This is a genomic window from Burkholderia sp. lig30, assembly GCF_000687455.2.
Lineage (GTDB): Bacteria > Pseudomonadota > Gammaproteobacteria > Burkholderiales > Burkholderiaceae > Burkholderia.
The window spans coordinates 1-20,507 of record NZ_JGVW01000069.1 but is presented as its reverse complement, the minus strand read 5'-3'; the positions used below and the strand labels follow the sequence as shown (position 1 = coordinate 20,507).

Sequence of the window (20,507 nt, the reverse complement as noted above, 5' to 3'; positions counted from 1 at the left end):
CGCATTATAGGCGCGTTCAATGGCATCCACAAGCAAGCGCCTATCGACCCGCGAGCCAAGCGCGACAAGCCTCCCGGCCATTTCGGCGGGGTCTTCCGCCCCGCTCCGCACCACCGGTTTACATCATGCCGAATCCGTGCTTTGCCACTTCAGCGATCCTTCGGGCGCCCTTTTCCGATATCCTCGAGGCGCACGATGCCGTGGCCTTCGGGGGTCGTGCGCGGCACCGCCTTCCATGCGTGCCCGTAGATCACCTCGAACGTCAGCGGGATGGTGCCGTCGTCGCGCCGGCGCGCGTCGAGCGCGTCGCCGAGCGCCTGCCTGAAGCGCCGCGTCGCGCCGTGCGGCGCCGCGCGCTCGAACGGATACGCGCCCCAGCGGCGCACGTCGGCCAGCAGCGAGTCGGGCGACTGGTACGTCACGGTCAGCACTTCCTGGTCCATCACGGGAATCTCGAAGCCGCTCTCGACGAGCATGTCGCCGAGGTCGTGCATGTCGACGAAATCGATCACGCGCGCACCCGCGGGCGCAATCCCGAGCGCCGCTTCGGCGTCCGCGTACGCGGCGCGCAGCTCGCGCAGCGTGTCCGGGCCGAGCGTGCTGAACATCAGAAGACCATTGACGCGCAGCACGCGCTGCCACTCGGGCAGCACCGCATCGGGACGCGAATGCCAGTGCAGCGCGAGATTCGACCAGATCAGCTCGAACGCGCCCGCCGCGAACGGCAGCGCGGAGAAATCGGCCTGTGCGACCCGCGGGCCGCGCTGCCCGAGCGCCTTGCCGAGCGACGCAGGCAGCCAGCGGCGCCAGCTCGTCTGATCCGTCTCGCGGCGGCCCGCGCGCGCGAGCATCGCGCCGGACAGATCGACGCCGTACACCGGCGCCTCCGGAAAGCGCGCGCGCAGCGCCGGCAGGTCGTCGCCCGCGCCGCACCCGGCGTCGAGCACGGCCGTGGGGGTCACCTTGATGTATTCGAGACGCTCGCACATCCGCTGCGCGATCTCGCGCGGCAGGAATGCGACCGCGTCGAACGCGGCGGCGCGGCGATCGAAGATCTGCCGCAGACGCCGGGAATCATTGGCCGGACGGCTAGATGAGGTCGAGGGTGAGGACATGTCGGGCACACTGGCGAAGAGCCCGAAGTATACTCGCTCGCCTCGCTCGCTTCAGCGAAGCGGGGCGGCCAGGAGCGTTCACGATGGATCGCCGCTCTCTTTCGCTGCCGCCGATGCGCGTCATTGTGTCGCATGCGTGCGCGCTCGCCGCGCGCGTTGCGGCTGCCGCGCTGCCGAACCGCTGCGCGCTGTGCGGCAATATGTCACATCGAACGATTTGTGACGCATGCGATGCCGCGTACTGGAATGAAGCGCGCGTGCGCTGCGTCGTCTGCGCGCTGCCGCTCGCGCCCGGCCGCGCCGGACGCACGGCCGGCTACCGGTGCGATGCGTGCCGCGCCACGCCGCCGCCGTTCGATGCGACACTCGCGCTCGCCGACTACCGGGCGCCGCTCGACGGGCTCGCGCGGGCGCTGAAGTTTCACGCGCAGCTCGCGCTGGGCCGCGAGTTCGCCGGCCGGCTGGCCCGGCTGGCCGCGGACACGGATGCCGCACGCGACCGCTTCGACATGATTGCGCCGGTGCCGCTCGCGCGCGGGCGGATCGCCACGCGCGGCTACAACCAGGCGTGGGCGATCGCGCGGCCGCTCGCCCGCCGGCTCGGCGTGCGCGCACAACCACAGTTGCTCGTGCGCGTCGCGGAGACGGCACCGCAATCGCGGCTCGCCGCCGGCGCGCGGCGCGGCAACGTCGCGGCGGCGTTCGCGGTCGCGCACGACGTCGCGGGCCGCCATGTCGCGCTCGTCGACGACGTGATGACGTCGGGTGCGACGCTCGCGGCCGCCGCGCACGCGCTCAAGGCGGCAGGCGCGCGGCGCGTGACGAACCTGGTTGCGCTGCGCACCGCCAGGGATTATTAGACTCAAACTGACTCAGATATCGATTGGCTGCCCGCAGCCGGTCGGCCATGCCGGAAACCGAAACATGTTCAACGTCGTTCTCGTCGAACCCGAAATCCCGCCGAACACCGGCAACGTCATCCGCCTGTGCGCGAACACCGGCGCGCGGCTGCACCTGATCGAGCCGCTCGGCTTCCCGCTCGACGACGCGAAGATGCGCCGCGCCGGCCTCGACTATCACGAATACGCGGAAATGCGCGTCCACAAGGACTGGGACGCGTTCGTCGCGGCGGAAGCGCCCGACCCGGCGCGCATGTTCGCGTTCACGACACGCGGCTCGGGCCGCTTTCACGACCATGCATTCCTGCCGGGCGACTGGTTCGTGTTCGGCGCGGAAACGCGCGGCCTGCCTGCGGCGCTGGTCGAGCGCTTTCCGGACACGCAGCGCGTGCGCCTGCCGATGCGGCCGGGCAACCGCAGCCTGAACCTGTCGAACACCGTCGCGGTGGTCGTGTTCGAGGCATGGCGCCAGGCGGGCTTCGAAGGCGGCGCCTGAATGTGCGCGCCGCGCGCCGCCGGTCACTCGGCGCGCGCGTCCCGCCGCAACAGGCCGTCCACCGCGTCACGCGGCGCGACGCCGTCGAACAGCACCCCGCACACCGCCTCGGTGATCGGCATTTCGATCGCGTGCGCCTGCGCGATCGCGAGCACCGCCTGCGCACAGTGCACGCCTTCGGCCACGTGGCCGAGCGCGCCGAGGATGTCCGCAAGCGAGCGCCCGGTCGCGAGCTGCAGGCCGACCCTGCGATTGCGCGACAGGTCGCCCGTCGCCGTGAGGATCAGGTCGCCGAGGCCGGTGAGGCCGGTGAAGGTTTCCGCGCGGCCGCCGAGCGCGACGCCGAGCCGCGACATCTCCGCGAGGCCGCGCGTGATCAGCGCGGCGCGCGCGTTCAGGCCGAGGCCGAGGCCGTCGGCGATGCCGGTCGCGATCGCCAGCACGTTCTTGACCGCGCCGCCCACTTCGACGCCGACGACGTCGTCGCCGGTGTAGATCCGCATCGCGCCGTGATGGAACGCGGCGAGCGTGCGCTCGCGGCACGCGGCGGATGCGCTCGCGACCGTGAGCGCGACCGGCAGGCCCAGGCCGACCTCGCGCGCGAAGCTCGGGCCGGACAGCACGCCGTTGCTGTGCTGGTCCGGCAGCTCCGCGGCGACCACCTGATGCGGCAGCAGTCGAGTGTCGGCCTCGAAACCCTTGCAGACCCAGACGACGTGCGCGGGCACGCAACCCGCATCGCGCATCGCGCGGCACAGCGCGCGCAGCCCGGCGACGGGCGCGGCGATCACGCACAGCGCGTCGTCGGCCGCGCCGTGCGCAAGCGCCGCGGCGAGATCCGCGTCGTAGCGCAGCGCGGCAGGCAACGCGATGCCGTCGAGATAACGGGTGTTTTCATGCCGGGCCTGCAGCCCGGCGACGAGCGCGCGATCGCGCGCCCAGAGAAGCGTGTCGTGCCGCGTGGCCAGATGGCCCGCGAGCGCGGTGCCCCAGGCACCGGCACCGAGAACGGCTACTTTCATACCCAGCACCGGTCCTTGTGCGCCACTCAGTTCAGCGTCGAGCCATTCGGCGCGCCTTCTGCCTGCTGCTGCAGCTGCGCGAGACGCTGCTCGTAGAGTGCCTGGAAGTTGATTTCCGCCAGGTGGATCGGCGGGAAGCCTGCGCGCGTGATCGCGTCGGCGATGTTCGAGCGCAGGTACGGGAACAGGATCGTCGGGCAGGCGATGCCGACGAGCGGGTCCAGCTGCTCGTCAGGAATGTTGCGAATGTCAAAAATGCCGGCCTGCTTCGCTTCGATCAGGAACGCGACCTTGTCCTTGACCTTCGCCGTCACGGTGCCCGACACGACGATCTCGAAGACGCTTTCCGCCAGACGCTCCGCCTTCACGTCGACTTCGACCTCAACCGACGGCATGTCCTGCTCGAGGAAGATCGCCGGCGAATTCGGCTGCTCGAGCGACATATCCTTCAGGTAGATGCGCTGAATGTTGAAAAACGGTTGGTTCTCGACGTCGGACATGTTGTTTCCCTAAAAATGATGACGGGACGGCCGGCATTCGCCGGCACGCCCGGTATGAACGTGCGCCGCCATGCCGCGCGGCCGGCGGCCATTCTGCCCGATTTACGCGGCTTGCAGAAGCGGCAGCAGGCCGCCTTCGCGGTCGAGCTTCGACAGATCGTCGTAGCCGCCGACGTGCGTGTCGCCGATGTAGATCTGCGGCACGGTGCGGCGGCCGGTGCGCGACATCATTTCCTCGCGGCGCGCCGGCTCCCTGTCGATCAGCACCTTCTCGACGTGCTCGACGCCGCGCAGCTTCAGCAGCCGCTCGGCCTGGATGCAATACGGGCACACCTGGGTGCTGTACATGACCACTTTGCTCACTTCGTCGCTCCTTGTTTGACGACCGGCATCCCGGCCTGCTGCCACGCGCTCACGCCGCCTTCGAGAACGTGCACCTCGGCGTAGCCCGCCGCCTCGACCTCGCGCGCCGCCTTCTGCGACTGCTGGCCGTTCTGGCACACGAGCAGCACCGGCGTGCTCTTGTTCTTCGCGACCTGCGCGATCTTCGCGCCGATCTCCGCCGCCTCGATCTGGCGCGCCGACGGCAGGTGGCCGGCGGCGAACTCGGTGGCGGGACGCAGGTCGATCACGACCGCATTGCGGCGATTGATGAGCTGCGTCGCCTCGGCGGCCGACAGCCCGCCGCGGCCGCGGCGCAGCGCGGGCACGGCGAGCAGGCCGCCGGAGACCAGCAGGATCGCGATGAGGGCCAGGTTCGTGTAATCGGTAAAGAACGTCACGGAAATCCGCCGGAAAAAGAGAAATCGGGAAAGGACAATCCGCCCATTATAAAATAACAGCCTTGCGCGATGGCGCGCCCGCCCCGGGCCGCGACGCCACGCCCCCCGCTTCCCTTACTACCGACCGCAAGCATCTATGTACAAGCTCGTTCTCATCCGCCACGGCGAATCGACGTGGAACAAGGAAAACCGCTTCACCGGCTGGATCGACGTCGACCTGACCGAACAGGGCCGCAACGAAGCCTACCAGGCCGGCGAGCTGCTCAAGGAAGCCGGCTACACGTTCGACCTCGCCTACACGTCGGTGCTCAAGCGCGCGATCCGCACGCTGTGGCACGTGCAGGACCGGATGGACCTGATGTACCTGCCCGTCGTGCACTCGTGGCGCCTCAACGAGCGTCACTACGGCGCGCTGTCCGGCCTGAACAAGGCGGAAACCGCCGCGAAGTTCGGCGACGACCAGGTGCTCGTCTGGCGCCGCAGCTACGACACGCCGCCGCCCGCGCTCGAGGCGACCGACGAACGCGCGCCGTACGCGGACCCGCGCTACGCGAAGGTGCCGCGCGAGCAGCTGCCGCTGACCGAATGCCTGAAGGACACGGTCGCGCGCGTGGTGCCGCTCTGGAACGAATCGATCGCGCCGGCGATCAAGAGCGGCAAGCAGGTGCTGATCGCCGCGCACGGCAACTCGCTGCGCGCGCTGATCAAGTATCTCGACGGCATCTCGGATTCGGACATCGTCGGCCTGAACATCCCGAACGGCGTGCCGCTCGTGTACGAGCTGGACGAAAACCTGAAGCCGGTCAGGAACTACTACCTCGGTGACCAGGACGCGATCGCGAAGGCGCAGGCCGCCGTCGCGAAGCAGGGCAAGGCGAGCTGATCCCGCGCAGCCGCGCCGGCCATGCGCCGGCGCGGCTGCCCGCCGTGACGCGAACCTCCCCGCCCGGGCACTGTCGAACCGGTTTCGGCCCGATCCACAGGGTGACGGTGCGAACAGTTATATACTTGATTGCCTTATCCCCGCAAAAGCCTCGCGCTTTCCGACCGCACCAGACTCTATGCGAATGAAATTGAAGAACATCGGCCTGATTGCCGCGGGCCTCGCCACGGGCGTATTCGCCACGCTGCAAATCTCCGCATCGGCAGAGCAGACCGCCACGGCGCCGCTTCCCCTCGACCAGCTTCGCCTGTTCGCGGAGGTGTTCGGCCAGATCAAGCGCGAGTACGTCGAGCCGGTCGACGACAAGAAGCTGCTGACGTCGGCGATCAAGGGCATGGTCTCGAGCCTCGACCCGCACTCGTCGTTCCTCGACAAGACCGACTACGAAGAGCTGCAGGAGCAGACGAAGGGCCGCTTCGCCGGCCTCGGCATCGAGATCTCGCAGGAAGACGGCCTCGTCAAGGTGATCTCGCCGATCGAAGACACCCCCGCGTTCCGCGCCGGCATCCGCCCGGGCGACCTGATCACCCGCATCAACGACAAGCCGGTGCGCGGCATGACGCTCGACAAGGCGGTCAAGCAGATGCGCGGCGAGCCGGGCACCAAGGTCACGCTGACGATCTTCCGCAAGAGCGACGACCGCACGTTCCCGGTCACGGTCACGCGCGCGGTGATCCGCGTGCAGAGCGTGAAGATGAAGCTGCTCGACCCGGGCTACGCGTACATCCGCATCACGAGCTTCCAGGAACGCACGACGCCCGATCTCGCCGCGCGGCTGCAGGACATCGCGCGCCAGCAGCCGAACCTGAAGGGCCTGATCCTCGACCTGCGCAACAACGGCGGCGGCCTGCTGCAGAGCGCGGTCGGCGTCGCCGGCGCGTTCCTGCCGCCGGATTCGGTCGTCGTATCGACCAACGGCCAGATCCCGGATTCGAAGCAGGTCTATCGCGACACCTACGACAACTACCGCCTGCCGTCGTTCGACGGCGATCCGCTGAAGGGGCTGGCGCCGGTCTTCAAGACGGTGCCGCTGGTCGTGCTGACCAACGCGTACTCGGCATCGGCGTCGGAAATCGTCGCGGGCGCGCTGCAGGATTCGAAGCGCGCGCAGATCATGGGCAAGACGACGTTCGGCAAGGGCTCGGTGCAGACGGTCCGCCCGATGACGGCCGACACGGCGCTGCGCCTGACGACCGCGTACTACTACACGCCGAGCGGCCGCTCGATCCAGAACAAGGGCATCACGCCCGACGTTCCGGTCGATCAGTACGCGGACGGCGATCCGGACGACGTGCTCGTGACGCGCGAAGTCGACTACACGAACCACCTCGCGAACACGCAGGATCCGAACGAGAAGAAGGAACAGGAAGATCGCGAGCAGCGCCGGATGGATCAGCTGCGCATCCTGGAAGAGCAGAACGACAAGAAGACGCCGGAGCAGCGTCAGAAGGATCGCGACCGCAAGCCGATCGAATTCGGCAGCGCGGACGACTTCATGATGCAGCAGGCGCTCGCGAAGCTCGAAGGCAAGCCGGTGCAGGAGTCGAAGTCGCTGCTCGCCGAGAGCACGAAGAGCGCGACGGCCGGCAAGCCGGCTGCCGCATCGAAGGCCGCACCGGCATCGAAGCCGGCGTCGAAGCCGGCGGCCACGCCGAAGCCCGTGCCGGCACCGCAGTAAGCGCCGGCCGGCACCCGACGGGCCATCGCGGCACTCCCGCGATGGCCCGTTTTGCTTGTATGCGCGGAACGGGCCGAATCACCGCACGCCCGCCGGCACGGCACGCGGCGCCCCGCCGCTCGCGCGAACAGGCCCTAGAATAAGCAGATCCGCACCGCGCATCGCCCGCCCTCCGCTCATGAACGACGATCAACTCCTCCGCTACTCCCGCCACATCCTCGTCGACGAGATCGGCATCGAAGCCCAGCAGCGCTTTCTGGACGCGCATGCGATCGTCGTCGGCGCAGGCGGCCTCGGCTCGCCCGCGGCGATGTATCTCGCGGCGTCCGGCGTCGGCACGATTACGCTCATCGACGCGGACACGGTCGACCTCACCAACCTGCAGCGCCAGATCCTGCACGCGACCGCGTCGATCGGGCGCAAGAAGGTCGAATCGGGGCGCGACACGCTCGCGCAGCTCAATCCGGAGGTGACGGTCCACGCGGTCGCCGAGCGCGTGGACGACGCCTGGCTCGACGCGCACGTCCCGCAGGCGGGCGTCGTGCTCGACTGCAGCGACAATTTCGCGACCCGTCATGCGATCAACCGCGCGTGCGTCACGCATCGCGTGCCGCTCGTGTCGGGCGCGGCGCTGCGCTTCGACGGGCAGATCAGCACGTTCGATTTCCGCGATCCCGCGGCGCCCTGCTACGCGTGCGTGTTCCCGGAGGACCAGCCGTTCGAGGAGGTCGCCTGCTCGGCGATGGGCGTGTTCGCGCCGACGGTCGGCATCATCGGCGCGATGCAGGCGGCCGAGGCGCTGCGCGTGATCGGCGGCATCGGCACGACGCTCAGCGGCCGGCTGATGATGCTCGATTCGCTGCGGATGGAATGGACGACGATGAAAATCGCGCGCCAGGCGGATTGCCCGGTGTGCGGCGGCGCGCACTGACGCGCCGGACCGCACTCGGCACGCGCAACGCGCGGCCGCGCGCTCAGGCGGTGGCGTCCGCCCGCAGCGCGGCCTCCGACAGGCGCTTGAGCGCCGACTGCACTTCCTCCGGCTCGAACGCGGCGAGCACGTCGGCCGTCGGCTTTTCGAGCGCCTTCAGGTGCGCGCGCAGGATCTCCTGCTTGACGACGAGAAGCTGGCTCGGATGCATCGAGAATTCGGTGAGCCCCATGCCGAGCAGCAGGCGCGTGAGCGCCGGATCGCCCGCCATCTCCCCGCATACCGACACCGGCACGCCCGCGCGCTTCGCCTCGCGCAGCGTGTACGAGATCAGGTGCAGCACCGCCGGGTGCAGCGGATCGTAGAGGTGCGCGACCGCGTTGTCCGCGCGGTCGATCGCGAGCGTGTACTGGATCAGGTCGTTCGTGCCGATCGACAGGAAATCGAAGCGCTTGAGGAACAGCGGCAGCGCGATCGCCGCGGCCGGGATCTCGATCATCGCGCCGATCTGCACGTTCGGATCGTAGCCGAGCCCCGCATCGTCGAGCTGGCGCTTCGCCTCGCGGATCAGGTCGAGCGTCTGGTCGATCTCCTGCGCGTGCGCGAGCATCGGGATCAGGATCTTCACCCGCCCGAACGCGGACGCGCGCAGGATCGCGCGCAACTGCGTGAGGAACATCTGCGGCTCGGACAGGCTCCAGCGGATCGCGCGCAAGCCCAGCGCCGGGTTCGGCGCGGTCTCGTAACCTTCGTCGAGCGCCTCAAGCGGCTTGTCGGCGCCGACGTCGATCGTGCGGATCGTCACCGGCATCCCCTTCATCCACTCGACCGCACGCCGGTACGCGGCGAACTGCTCCTCCTCCTCCGGCATCTGCTTCTTGTGATTCATGAACAGAAACTCGGAACGGAACAGCCCGACGCCCACCGCGCCCGCCTCGACCGCCGCCTTCGCGTCGTCGGGCAGCTCGATGTTCGCGTACAGGTCGATTTTGGTGCCGCATAACGTTTGCGTCGGCGAAAACTTGAGACGCTGCAGCTTGCGTTGCTCCAGCGCCTTTTCGGACTGGCGGTACGAATATTCCTCGAGGACGATCGGCGCCGGATCGACGATCACGATGCCCTGGTCGCCGTCGACGATGATGAGGTCGTCCTGCCGGATCAGCGCGCTCGCGTGCTGGACGCCGACCGCCGCCGGAATGCCGAGGCTGCGCGCGACGATCGCGGTGTGGGACGTGCGCCCGCCGAGATCGGTGACGAACGCCTGGAACGACTGGGTCTTGAACTGCATCATGTCGGCGGGCGCGATGTCGTGCGCGACGACGATCATCTCGTCGCTGCACTTCGCGGCGCTGTCGAGCGCCTGCGTGGCCGACGGCGCGCCCGCGAGCGCCTTCAGCACCCGCTCGACCACCTGCTCGATGTCCGCCTTGCGCTCGCGAAGATATTCGTCCTCGATGTCGTCGAAGTGACGCGTGAGCACGTCGAGCTGCTCGGTCAGCGCCCACTCCACGTTGTAGCGCCGGGTGCGGATCAGGTCGATGGTTTCCTGCACGAGCATCGCGTCGCTCAGGATCATCGCGTGCACGTCGATGAACGCGCCGACCTCGGTCGGCGTGTCGTCGCTCAGATCGGCGCGCAGCGCATCCAGCTCGCCCCGCACGGCGTCGAGCGCCGCGCGGAAGCGCTCGACTTCCGCGTCGATCTGATGCGCGTCGATCAGATAATGCGCGACGTCGAGCGCAGCCCTCGCGATCAGATACGCACGTCCGATCGCGATACCTCGTGAAACAGGAATTCCATGCAGCGTGAACGACACGCGCACCTCCTCTTACATGTATGACCGCGGCACACCGCCGAGATGCGCTTATGACCCTGGATCCCGATTATAAATTCCGAGACTCGTTCATGACTGCATGCAGCGCAACATTGCGCCCGTCGAATGGAGGATCGCATCGAAAAAAATGCCGCGGCACGCCGCGGCATTCTTATTGAAAACCGTAACGATGCCGCCGCGTATCACTGCCCTTCGCCAAACTTGTCGGCGATCAATTTCAGCAGCGCATCCATCGCCTCGGTCTCGTCGGGCCCTTCGGTCTCGATCGTGACGGTGCTGCCGATGCCGGCCGCCAGCATCATCACGCCCATGATGCTCTTCGCGTTGATCCGGCGGCCGTTGCGCGTCATCCATACCTCGGCCTGGAAGTTGCCCGCGAGCTGCGTGAGCTTGGCCGATGCGCGAGCATGCAGCCCCAATTTATTGACGATGGTGGTTTCTTGTTGAAGCATGGTTTTCGTTCGGTCGAGGCCGTCGGCGGCTTGCGCCGGCGGGATGGGTGAAACGGGACGCGGCAGGCGGCACGCGCCTGCCGTGATGCACGGCCGGCGGCACTACCGCTGACCGGTGCGCGGGCACGGCGCCGGCGGAATCGGCGCGCATTCGCCGCAGCCGAGCGCGGACGCCGGCGCCGGCGTGTTCGCCGCAACCTCGTGGACGCCCTTCGCGCCGCCCGACAGTGCCTTGTCGACGAGCGTGTCGAGCGGCGTCGTCCGGTAGCAGACCGCGCGCACCAGCATCGGCAGATTGACGCCCGCCAGCACCCGGACGTTCTCCATCTTCGCGAACTGGCCCGCGATGTTCGCGGGCGTCGCGCCGTACATGTCGGTCAGCACGAGCGCGCCGTTGTCTTCCTTCAGGCGCGCGAGCTCGGCGTGCGCGAACGCCATCACCTGGGTCGGATCGCTGTCCGCCTGCACGTCGACGACGCCGATGCGCGCCGGCACGCCGCCGTAGATGTGGGCGATGCAGTCCCGCAGCGCGCTCGCGAGCGGCGCGTGCGCAATGATGAGAATCCCTGCCATGTCAGTACGCACCGAGCCGCCCCGAGCCGGCTGACACCTCGTTGAGGAGCAGCGGACGAAGCGAGTGAGAGGGTCGGTTCATTTTCAGCCTTGCAACAAGTTCGGCCCGGCCGCCGGGCCATCGACACCGGAACCGTGCCGGGCGAACGGGCATTGTAGCAGGCCAATCAAGCCATTCCGGCAGCGGGGGACCTGCGCGGCCGCCGCCGGCATTACGCGGATTTCGCCGCTTACGCGGCCGCGCGCTCGAGCGCGTCGACGAACATGCCGGCGACGTCGAAGCCCGTCTGCTCCATGATTTCGCGGAAGCACGTCGGGCTCGTGACGTTCACCTCGGTCAGCCAGTCGCCGATCGCATCGAGGCCGACCAGCAGCAGGCCGCGCGACGCGAGCACCGGCGCGAGCGCGCCGGCGATCTCGCGATCGCGCGCCGTCAGCGGCTGTGCGACGCCCAAGCCGCCCGCCGCGAGATTCCCGCGCACCTCGTTGCCCTGCGGAATCCGCGCGAGCGAATACGGCACCGGCTCGCCGCCGATCAGCAGGATGCGCTTGTCGCCCGCCTTGATCTCGGGAATGAACTTCTGAATCATCAGCGAGCGCGTGCCGTCATGCCCGAGCATCTCGATGATCGAGCCGAGGTTCATCCCGTCTTCCTTCACGCGAAACACGCCCATGCCGCCCATGCCGTCGAGCGGCTTGACGATCACGTCGCCGTGCTCGGCATGGAACGCGCGCAGCCGCGCGGCATCGCGGGTGACGAGCGTCGGCGCGACGAACTGCGGGAACTCGCCGATCGCGAGCTTCTCCGAATGATCGCGGATCGCCTGCGGCTTGTTGAACACGCGCGCGCCGGCGCGCTCGGCGACCTCGAGCATCCAGGTGGCCGTCACGTATTCCATGTCGAACGGCGGGTCCTTGCGCATCAGCACCGCGCCGAACGACGTCAGCAGGCGCGACTCATGCGCGGCCGCCTCGAACCACGGATCGCGGTGCAGGTCGGCCGGATCGCCGACGATCGTCACGCGACGCACGTCCGCCTCGACACCCGACCCGGTCCACGCGAGCTGGTGCGGCTCACACGCGTAGATCGCATGCCCGCGCCGCGCGGCCTCCGCCATCATCGCGTAGGTCGAATCCTTGTAGATCTTGAAGCGCTCGAGCGGGTCGGCGATAAAGAGAATGTCCATGCGGGTCCTGATACGTTGCGGTGGCGGCCGGCTGGCGGCCGTCACACCTGAATGGCTTCCGGATCGGTCTTTTCCAGCTCGATCGACGATGCGATGAGCGCGAGCCGCGCGACCACGCCGTACATGTAGAAACGGTTCGGCGGCGCGGCGCCCGGCTTCGCGCCCGCATCGGGCAGCGCGGTGTGCTCGAAGCCGAGCGGCACGTAGTGCATGCCCGGCGCGTTGAGGTTCTGGTCGCGCTCGCGGCCGCCGTGCGTGCGGTAGAAGCCGCCGACGACATAGCGGTCGATCATGTAGACGACCGGCTCCGCGACTTCGTCGCCGATCCGCTCGAACGTATACACGCCTTCCTGCACGATCACGTCGCGTACCGCGAGGCCGGCCTTCGACTCGGCCATCTGCGCGCGCTCCGCCTTCGACAGGCGGCCGATCTCGGCGGCGTCGTGCACGGTCATCACGCCGCGCCCGGCGGTGCCGGCATCGGCCTTCACGACCACGTAGGGCTTCTCGCTGATGCCGTATTCGCGATACTTGCGCGCGACCTTCTTCAGCACGCCGTCGATCGCGTCGGCAAGCGCCTCGTCGCCTTCGTGCGCCTGCCAGTCGATGCCCTCGACGTGCGCGAAGTACGGATTCACCATCCACGGATCGACGCCGACCATCTTCGCGAACTTCTTCGCGACGTCGTCATAGCACGAGAAATGCGTCGACTTGCGGCGCACCGCCCAGCCCGCATGCAGCGGCGGCAGCAGGTACTGCTCGTGCAGGTTTTCCAGCACCGGCGGAATGCCCGCCGACAGGTCGTTGTTCAGCAGGATCGAGCACGGCTCGAAATTCTTCAGGCCGAGGCGGCGCGGCGTGCGTTCGAGCGGCTCGAGCACGATCTGCTGGCCGTTCGCCAGCGTGATCGGCGTGATCGCCGTGACCGACGGATCGAGCGAGCCGAAACGCACGTTGAGGCCGGCCTGGCGCATGATCGTCGCGAGCCGCGCGACGTTCTCGAGATAGAACGCGTTGCGGGTCGGCAGCTCGGGAATCACGAGCAGGTTCTTCGCGTCCGGGCAGATCTTTTCGATTGCGGCCATCGCCGCCTGCACCGCGAGCGGCAACACTTCGGCCGGCAGATTGTTGAATCCGCCGGGAAAGAGGTTCGCGTCGACGGGCGCCAGCTTGAAGCCGGCGTTACGCAGGTCGACCGAGCAGTAGAACGGCGGCGTGTGCTCCTGCCATTCGAGCCTGAACCAGCGTTCGATGGCAGGCGTGGCGTCGAGGATCTTCCGCTCCAGTTCGAGCAGCGGGCCGTTTAACGCCGTAACGAGGTGGGGAACCATGAATCACTCGCGAGCGGGAGAAAAAAGATTGTAGAGCAATTGCCCGGCCCATTTGGGGATTGTTCCCGGATTCGCAAGGATTTACAGGTTGTTTATAACTATAGACCCGATAGCATGCGGCGTTAGGCCACACCACACCGGCCCGGCGACGAAAAAAAACCCGCCGGAAACGGCGGGCCGAAGTCGCTGCGCTCATTCGTTTCGGGGGCGGCGTCGCGGCCGCCCCGCACCGGTCGATCCGGCTTATTCGACGTGCTCGCCGTGGAGGATCACGTCGAGGCCTTCGCGCTCTTCCTCTTCCGTCACGCGCAGGCCGATCACCATGTCGATCGCCTTCAGCAACACGAAGCTCAGCACGCCGCTGTAGACCAGCGTGATCGCGACGCCCTTCGCCTGCAGCAGCAGGCTGCCGTCGGCGCCGCCGATGTCCTTCACCGCGAACACGCCCGTCAGCAGCGCGCCGAGGATGCCGCCCACGCCGTGCACGCCGAACGCGTCGAGCGAATCGTCGTAGCCGAGCTTCAGCTTGAGCCACGTGGCCGTCCAGAAGCAGACGACGCCCGCCGCGACGCCGATCACGAGCGCGCCCGTCACGCCGACGAAGCCCGCCGCCGGCGTGATCGCCACCAGGCCGGCAACCGCGCCCGACACGATGCCGAGCACCGACGGCTTGCCCTTCGCGATCCACTCGGCGAACATCCAGCCGAGCGCCGCGCAGGCAGTCGCGACTTGCGTCGTCAGCATCGCGAAGCCGGCACGGCCGTCAGCCGCCACCGCCGAACCCGCGTTGAAGCCGAACCAGCCCACCCACAGCATCGAGGCGCCGATCAGCGTCAGCACCAGGTTGTGCGGCGCCATCGATTCGCGGCCGTAGCCGACGCGCTTGCCGAGCACCAGGCACGACACCAGGCCCGCGATACCCGCGTTGATGTGCACGACCGTGCCGCCCGCGAAGTCGAGCACGCCGTCCGACGACAGCCAGCCGCTCGGTTCCCAGACCATGTGCGCGACCGGCACGTAGACGATCAGCGACCAGAGCGTCATGAACACCAGCATTGCCGAGAACTTCATCCGGTCGGCGAACGCGCCGCAGATCAGCGCCGGCGTGATGATCGCGAACGTCATCTGGTAGACGAAGTAGACCGATTCCGGAATCGTCGTCGCCAGGTGGCTCACGGTCAGCGTCGTCGCCTTGTCGCCCTTGATGTAGTTCATCCCCGACAGGAACGCGCGCGAGAAGCCGCCGATGAAACCGTTGCCCGGCGTGAACGCGAGGCTGTAGCCGATCACCGTCCAGAGCACCGTGATCAGCGCGGTGATCGCGAAGCTCTGCATCACCGTCGCGAGCACGTTCTTCTTGCGGACCATGCCGCCGTAGAACAGCGCGAGGCCCGGGATCGTCATGAACAGCACCAGCGCGGTGGAAGTCAGCATCCACGCGGTGTCGCCCGAATTGATCTTCGACGAATCGACGGAGAACGGCGCGGTCGGCGCGGCCGGTGCGGCGGCTGCCGATGCAGGCGCGGCAGCCGATGCCGCGGCGGCCGGTGCCGTGGCGGCGGAAGCCGACGTGTCGGATGCGACGGCGGCCGAAGCAGCCGGCGCGGCGGTGGCCGATGCCTCGGGCGCCGATGCTGCAGGTGCGGACGCCGTCACGGCGGAAGCCGCGTCGTCCGCCAGCGCGGAGCCGACGCCGGCCGCGATCAGCGAGCCGGCCATCAGCAGGGACATCAGAAGTTTGCGCATGTTGGTTTTCCTCTTGTCGCTCGTCTCGTATTACAGCGCGTCCGCGCCTGTCTCCCCGGTGCGGATCCGGATCACCTGCTCGATCTGCGTGACGAAGATCTTGCCGTCGCCGATCTTGCCGGTGCGGGCGGCCCGTTCGATCGCCTCGACGGCCTGGTCGACGAGATCGTCGGACACGGCTGCCTCGATCTTCATCTTCGGCAGGAAATCGACCACGTACTCGGCGCCCCGATACAGTTCGGTATGGCCTTTCTGGCGTCCGAACCCTTTCACCTCCGTCACCGTGATGCCGGAGACGCCGAGGGCGGAGAGCGCCTCGCGCGTCTCATCGAGCTTGAACGGCTTGATGATTGCGGTAATGAGTTTCATGAAGTCCTCTCGCTGGGTTGTCCCGTCGAACTGGTTGGATAGGTAGCGGACTTTCATCAGCAACTCGCATGCCAGTCCGCGTAAACAGCGGCGAGAATCGCGTCGCGCGCACCGCAGGACGGCCTTTTGCTCCCCAAACCCCGGCCGAACGGCCAACGCACGGCGGGTTTGCTGGCGCCGCGCGTGGAACGTTGCTAGAGTGCACGCACGTCCCGCGGATCGGGGCATTGACCCATGCGGGCGCCGTGCCCGGAAATCGCGCCTGACGCGCACCATTTCCGGTCATGCGTGCATCATGGGCGCGAACGTAACGGAACACGCACATTTTTTGTGCAAAAGAAGGGGAACACCATGAAGCAACCCAGCGGCGTTTTTAACGACCTGCAGGCGCGTGTCAGCGATCTGCTGAAAAACTCGCCGGTCAAGGATGTCGAACGCAACGTGAAGGCCGTACTGTCGCAAGGCTTCTCGAAGCTCGATCTCGTCACGCGTGAAGAATTCGACACGCAGGCGCAGGTGCTCGCCCGCACCCGCGTGCGGCTCGAGGAGCTGGAAAGGCGCGTCGCGGAGCTCGAGCAGAAGCTCGCCTCGTCGCAGTCCTGAGCGGATCACGCGGTTCCGGCCGACTCCCGGCCGCACGCCTGTCCTCAGTCGTAGTCGTAGTCGTCAAGTCTCGCGCCACGCCGGCAAGCGCGCATCGATTTCTCCCTTTTCCGCGGCGGCGGCCACACCGGGCCGCCCGCCCGCCTCAACAGGAGCCTCGTCATGTCGCTTGCCGTGGTGCGCAGCCGCGCGCCGGCGGCCGGCCGCGCGCCGGAAGTCACCGTCGAAGTCCATCTCGCCAACGGGTTGCCGTCGTTCTCGATCGTCGGCCTGCCCGATCTCGAAGTCCGCGAAAGCCGCGAGCGCGTGCGCGCCGCGCTGCAGAACTGCGGCTTCGAGTTTCCCGTGCGCCGCATCACCGTCAATCTCGCGCCAGCCGACCTGCCGAAGGAATCCGGCCGCTTCGATCTGCCGATCGCGCTCGGCATCCTCGCCGCGAACGGGCTGATCCCGGCCGACGCGCTCGCGCGGCGCGAATTCGCAGGCGAACTGTCGCTGACCGGCGCGCTGCGGCCGATGCGCGGTGCGTTCGCGATGGCGTGCGGCGCTGCCCGCGCGCGGCACACTGTCGATCCGGCTGTCGCGGCCTCTGCCGATCCGGCGATCGATCCGGCTGCCGCTGCCGATCCCGCCGAGCCTGCTGAAGCCCCCTCGCCCGCGCTCGAGCTTTACCTGCCGCTCGCGAGCGCGGCCGAGGCGGTCCTGGTGCCGGGCGTCACGGTATTCGGCGCACCCGACCTGCCGGCGCTGTGCGCGCACCTGACCGGCGTGCCCGACGGGCGGCTTTCGCCGGTCGCCGCGCCCGCGCTCGACAGCCGCCCGGCGCCGGCCGCACCCGACCTCGCCGACGTGATCGGCCAGCGCGGCGCGCGGCGTGCGCTCGAAGTCGCCGCCGCGGGCGGGCATCACATGCTGATGGTCGGTCCGCCGGGCGCCGGCAAGTCGATGCTGGCCGCCCGGCTGCCGGGATTGCTGCCGCCGCTCACCGACGACGAGGCGCTGGCGTCGGCCGCGCTGCTGTCCGCGAGCCGGGCCGGCTTTTCGCCGGCGCAGTGGCGGCGGCGGCCGTTTCGCACGCCGCACCACTCGTCGAGCGCCGCCGCGCTGGTCGGCGGCCGCAATCCGCCGCAGCCGGGCGAGATCACGCTCGCGCACCTGGGCGTGCTGTTTCTCGACGAGCTGCCCGAATTCGACCGGCACGTGCTGGAAATGCTGCGCGAGCCGCTCGAAGCGGGCCGCATCACGATTTCCCGCGCCGCGCTGCAGGCCGATTTCCCGGCCGCGTGCCAGCTGATCGCCGCGATGAATCCGTGCCCGTGCGGCTGGCACGGCGATCCGTCCGGCCGCTGCCGCTGCTCGCCGGACGTCGCCGCGCGCTATTTACGCAAGCTGTCCGGGCCGCTCCTCGACCGCATCGACATCCAGATCGACCTGCCCGCGCTCACGCCGGCCGAGCTCAGCGCCCGCACGGAGACGCCCGGCGAGCCGAGCGCCGCGGTCGCCGCGCGAGTCGCGCGCGCCCGCGCGCTGCAGCTCGGCCGGCAGGGCAAGACGAACCACATGCTGACGGGCCGCGAAACCGACGACCTGTGCCGGCCGACCGGCGAAGGCGAGCGCCTGTTGCGCGAGGCCGGCGACCGGTTCGGCTGGTCGGCGCGCGCGTATTACCGCGTGCTGAAGGTCGCCCGCACGATCGCCGACCTGGCCGGCGATGCAGGGCCCGACGCCGCGCAGATTGCCGAGGCGATCCGTTACCGGCGCGCGCTCGCGCCCCATTAAATATAAAAATCGCGTGTCAAGACTTGACTTATGCACAATTTCGCCGATCCCCATCTCGGCGGGGCGGCGGCGGGCATCGGTCCGGGCGGATTTCCCACAGCATTGATTTTATTGATCTTTTTTTGATTCAACGGGCATGTGTAATCGGCTGAAAAGGCCGCCCGGCGTGCCTTGGCGGCGAATTCCGAGAACTTTTCAACAAAGTTATCCACATGCTTTGTGGAAAGCCGAAAAACCTCAACAAAATCCGGCCACTAGCGGCGAATCCTGCGAAGGAACTTCCAGTTCCCCGGCGCAGTCTGAGGGCAGGCCCGGGCGGCCTGCTTCTAATCGAGTTTCAGCGAACCGAAGAACTGGTCGAGTTGCTCCGCCGGCAGCGCCGTGTCGGAAATCACGACCGCCTCGTACACGTGGCGCCCGCGCGCCGCAAGCCGCGCGACGATCATCTTGTTCGCGTGCGCCTGCCCCGCCGGCGTGCCGGTCACGCGTACCTCGAGCCCGCTCACCGCGCCGCCCGACGCGAGCGGCACCGCCACCGCCGTGACCTGCGCCGCGCCGCCCAGATTGCGCGACAGGCCGGCGCGCAGGTAGTCGAGCGCCGCACGCCGGGTTTCGTCGCGGTCGTCCGGCAGCATCACGGTGCCGACTGCGAACACGCCGTCAGCGATGTGCGCCGCCTGCATGCGCATCTTCATCGGCGTGCCGGCGATCTCGATCGCATGTTCGTCGACGGTCGGCTTGGCCGGCAGATCGACCGTGTAGCCGGCGTCGTTGTGCAGCGTGCGCCAGTCGTAGGCCGGCGAACAGGCCGCGAGCACCGCGCTCGCGCATGCGAGTGCCGCGAAGCGACGCAGCGGACGAAAAAGGGGATGCAACGAATCGACGAGGGCCTTCGGCATGACGCGCAGGGAAGCGGGCAAAACCGCCATTATCCGTCCAACCGGCAATTCGGGACGTGCGACCCCGTATCCGCCTGGCGCGGCGCCCCGGCAGCGCCCGCCGCAGTGCGCCTGCGCTATTTCATTTCGCGCGCATGCGCCGCGCATCGCGCCCCCGATACGCAGGCCGTATACGCGCTAAAATGAGCGCCAAATTTTGACATCCTTTGCGATCCGCGCGTCTTCGACCGCCTTCCAGAGCACCTGCCGATGAACTCACCTTCCCAAGGCCGCCGCGCCAGCCCGATGCGCTATCTCGCGCTGGCCGCCGCCGCCATCGCGATCGCCGTAGCCGGCTTTTTCGCCTTCAACGGCAAATCGAGCGCGCCCGACGCGACGTTTACGCTGCTGTCGGGCCAGAAGATCTCGACGTCCGCCGACCTGAAAGGCAAGGTCTACCTGATCAACTTCTGGGCGACGAGCTGCGCGACCTGCATGCAGGAAATGCCGCAGATGGTCGAGACCTACAACCGCTTCAAGGGTCAGGGGCTGGAATTCGTCGCGGTGGCGATGAACTACGATCCGCCGATGTACGTCGCGAACTACGCGCAGACGCGCCAGTTGCCGTTCAAGGTCGCGCTCGACGACGGCAGCGTCGCGAAGCAGTTCGGCAACGTGCAGCTCACGCCGACCACCTTCGTCGTCGACAAGGACGGCAAGATCCTGAAGCGCTATGTCGGCGCGCCGCAGTTCGCGGAGCTCGACCAGCTGCTGCGGAAGGCGCTGAACGGCGCCGCCTGACCTCCCGAAGCCGGGGCGCGTGCCGCGCCCCGCTCCCGCAACGGACCGCATGACCGGCCACGCCGGCTCAGCGGTCCGTTTCTCCTTTGGCCGACAGGCCGTAGCGCTTCATCTTCTCGTACAGCGTCGCCTTGCCGACGTGCAGCCGGTCGGCGGTCGCCGCGACCGTGCCGCCCGTCTGGTTCAGCGCTTCTGCGATCACCGCCCGCTCGAACTGCTCGATGCGCGCCTTCAGCGTCTGCTCGCCCGCGTCGTCCGGGCCGCCCGACGCGCCCGCCTCCGGCGGCATGTCGGCGACGCCGAGCACGAAGCGGTCGGCCGCGTTGCGCAGCTCGCGCACGTTGCCGGGCCAGTCGCGCTGCATCAGGCTCGCGCGCTGGCGGTCGCTGAGCACCGGCGCGGGGCGGCCGTAGCGCACGGCCGCGTCGAGCATGAAATGCTCGAACAGCGGCACGATGTCCTCGCGGCGCTCCGCGAGCGGCGGCAGCGCGATCGTCACGACGTTGAGCCGGTACAGCAAGTCGCGCCGGAACGTGCCGGCCGCGACGAGTTCGCTCATGTCGCCCTTCGCGGCCGCGACGATCCGGC

Annotated in this window: 22 protein-coding genes; 8 read left to right on the top strand and 14 right to left on the bottom strand. The window is 68.3% G+C overall.

Annotation, left to right across the window (positions count from 1 at the left end; all coding sequences use genetic code 11):
• Positions 1-149: 149 nt before the first annotated feature.
• Positions 150-1,115, bottom strand: coding sequence for a methyltransferase domain-containing protein (locus LIG30_RS10060; protein WP_038711776.1), 966 nt, complete (start codon positions 1,113-1,115; stop codon positions 150-152).
• A gap of 83 nt (positions 1,116-1,198) precedes the next feature.
• On the opposite strand from LIG30_RS10060, the gene LIG30_RS10055 reads away from it, so the two are divergent.
• Both LIG30_RS10055 and trmL read left to right on the top strand, forming a co-directional pair.
• A complete protein-coding gene (locus tag LIG30_RS10055; RefSeq protein ID WP_038711773.1) occupies positions 1,199-1,975 on the top strand; it encodes a phosphoribosyltransferase family protein in 777 nt (258 codons plus the stop codon).
• A 64-nt stretch (positions 1,976-2,039) separates the two neighbouring features.
• The gene (gene trmL / locus LIG30_RS10050) at positions 2,040-2,510 is read left to right on the top strand and encodes a tRNA (uridine(34)/cytosine(34)/5-carboxymethylaminomethyluridine(34)-2'-O)-methyltransferase TrmL (RefSeq protein WP_038711772.1); all 471 of its coding nucleotides are present in this window, start codon (positions 2,040-2,042) and stop codon (positions 2,508-2,510) included.
• A gap of 23 nt (positions 2,511-2,533) precedes the next feature.
• Here the strand turns inward: trmL and LIG30_RS10045 are convergent, their stop codons facing one another.
• The 4 genes from LIG30_RS10045 to LIG30_RS10030 form a co-directional block, all read right to left on the bottom strand.
• Positions 2,534-3,532 (bottom strand): NAD(P)H-dependent glycerol-3-phosphate dehydrogenase, encoded by a 999-nt coding sequence (locus tag LIG30_RS10045; protein WP_038711771.1) that lies wholly within the window; start codon positions 3,530-3,532, stop codon positions 2,534-2,536.
• A 26-nt stretch (positions 3,533-3,558) separates the two neighbouring features.
• On the bottom strand, positions 3,559-4,032 hold the full coding sequence (secB, locus tag LIG30_RS10040; RefSeq protein WP_038711769.1) for a protein-export chaperone SecB: 474 nt from the start codon (positions 4,030-4,032) through the stop codon (positions 3,559-3,561).
• A gap of 102 nt (positions 4,033-4,134) precedes the next feature.
• Positions 4,135-4,395, bottom strand: a complete 261-nt coding sequence (gene grxC / locus LIG30_RS10035) for a glutaredoxin 3 (RefSeq protein WP_038711767.1) — start codon at positions 4,393-4,395, stop codon at positions 4,135-4,137.
• Positions 4,392-4,814 (bottom strand): rhodanese-like domain-containing protein, encoded by a 423-nt coding sequence (locus tag LIG30_RS10030; RefSeq protein ID WP_038711766.1) that lies wholly within the window; start codon positions 4,812-4,814, stop codon positions 4,392-4,394. The genes grxC and LIG30_RS10030 overlap by 4 nt, the downstream gene beginning before the upstream one ends.
• A gap of 136 nt (positions 4,815-4,950) precedes the next feature.
• On the opposite strand from LIG30_RS10030, the gene gpmA reads away from it, so the two are divergent.
• The 3 genes from gpmA (at position 4,951) to LIG30_RS10015 (ending at position 8,366) form a co-directional block, all read left to right on the top strand.
• Positions 4,951-5,697 carry a 2,3-diphosphoglycerate-dependent phosphoglycerate mutase gene (gene gpmA / locus LIG30_RS10025; protein ID WP_038711765.1) on the top strand — a complete coding sequence of 249 codons (747 nt, stop codon included), beginning with the start codon at positions 4,951-4,953 and terminating at the stop codon, positions 5,695-5,697.
• Positions 5,698-5,875: 178 nt separating this feature from the next.
• Positions 5,876-7,435, top strand: coding sequence for a S41 family peptidase (locus LIG30_RS10020; RefSeq protein WP_038711763.1), 1,560 nt, complete (start codon positions 5,876-5,878; stop codon positions 7,433-7,435).
• A gap of 178 nt (positions 7,436-7,613) precedes the next feature.
• A complete protein-coding gene (locus tag LIG30_RS10015) occupies positions 7,614-8,366 on the top strand; it encodes a HesA/MoeB/ThiF family protein (RefSeq protein ID WP_038711762.1) in 753 nt (250 codons plus the stop codon).
• 43 nt (positions 8,367-8,409) lie between these two features.
• Here LIG30_RS10015 and ptsP read toward each other — a convergent pair whose 3' ends face one another.
• From ptsP to LIG30_RS09980, 7 genes are all read right to left on the bottom strand, one after another.
• Positions 8,410-10,182, bottom strand: a complete 1,773-nt coding sequence (ptsP, locus tag LIG30_RS10010) for a phosphoenolpyruvate--protein phosphotransferase (protein WP_038711870.1) — start codon at positions 10,180-10,182, stop codon at positions 8,410-8,412.
• A 200-nt stretch (positions 10,183-10,382) separates the two neighbouring features.
• Complete coding sequence (locus LIG30_RS10005) at positions 10,383-10,652, bottom strand: HPr family phosphocarrier protein (RefSeq protein ID WP_038711760.1); 270 nt, start codon at positions 10,650-10,652, stop codon at positions 10,383-10,385.
• A gap of 102 nt (positions 10,653-10,754) precedes the next feature.
• Positions 10,755-11,225, bottom strand: a complete 471-nt coding sequence (locus tag LIG30_RS10000) for a PTS sugar transporter subunit IIA (RefSeq protein ID WP_038711758.1) — start codon at positions 11,223-11,225, stop codon at positions 10,755-10,757.
• Positions 11,226-11,455: 230 nt separating this feature from the next.
• Complete coding sequence (gshB, locus tag LIG30_RS09995) at positions 11,456-12,412, bottom strand: glutathione synthase (RefSeq protein WP_038711756.1); 957 nt, start codon at positions 12,410-12,412, stop codon at positions 11,456-11,458.
• A 41-nt stretch (positions 12,413-12,453) separates the two neighbouring features.
• Positions 12,454-13,743 (bottom strand): glutamate--cysteine ligase, encoded by a 1,290-nt coding sequence (gene gshA / locus LIG30_RS09990; RefSeq protein ID WP_038711755.1) that lies wholly within the window; start codon positions 13,741-13,743, stop codon positions 12,454-12,456.
• A 243-nt stretch (positions 13,744-13,986) separates the two neighbouring features.
• A complete protein-coding gene (locus LIG30_RS09985; RefSeq protein ID WP_038711753.1) occupies positions 13,987-15,489 on the bottom strand; it encodes an ammonium transporter in 1,503 nt (500 codons plus the stop codon).
• Positions 15,490-15,519: 30 nt separating this feature from the next.
• Positions 15,520-15,858: a P-II family nitrogen regulator gene (locus LIG30_RS09980; RefSeq protein ID WP_038711752.1), complete on the bottom strand. Its 339-nt coding sequence runs from the start codon at positions 15,856-15,858 to the stop codon at positions 15,520-15,522.
• Positions 15,859-16,209: 351 nt separating this feature from the next.
• On the opposite strand from LIG30_RS09980, the gene LIG30_RS09975 reads away from it, so the two are divergent.
• Positions 16,210-16,461, top strand: coding sequence for an accessory factor UbiK family protein (locus LIG30_RS09975; RefSeq protein WP_038711750.1), 252 nt, complete (start codon positions 16,210-16,212; stop codon positions 16,459-16,461).
• Positions 16,462-16,623: 162 nt separating this feature from the next.
• Positions 16,624-18,240: a YifB family Mg chelatase-like AAA ATPase gene (locus tag LIG30_RS09970; protein WP_038711748.1), complete on the top strand. Its 1,617-nt coding sequence runs from the start codon at positions 16,624-16,626 to the stop codon at positions 18,238-18,240.
• A 326-nt stretch (positions 18,241-18,566) separates the two neighbouring features.
• Here LIG30_RS09970 and LIG30_RS09965 read toward each other — a convergent pair whose 3' ends face one another.
• Complete coding sequence (locus LIG30_RS09965; RefSeq protein WP_038711747.1) at positions 18,567-19,139, bottom strand: hypothetical protein; 573 nt, start codon at positions 19,137-19,139, stop codon at positions 18,567-18,569.
• A gap of 249 nt (positions 19,140-19,388) precedes the next feature.
• Here LIG30_RS09965 and LIG30_RS09960 point away from each other — a divergent pair, with 249 nt between their 5' ends.
• Positions 19,389-19,919: a peroxiredoxin family protein gene (locus LIG30_RS09960; protein ID WP_038711745.1), complete on the top strand. Its 531-nt coding sequence runs from the start codon at positions 19,389-19,391 to the stop codon at positions 19,917-19,919.
• Positions 19,920-19,986: 67 nt separating this feature from the next.
• Here LIG30_RS09960 and LIG30_RS09955 read toward each other — a convergent pair.
• The coding region (locus tag LIG30_RS09955) for a helix-turn-helix domain-containing protein (protein ID WP_038711744.1) at positions 19,987-20,507 on the bottom strand (521 nt) is incomplete at its 5' end.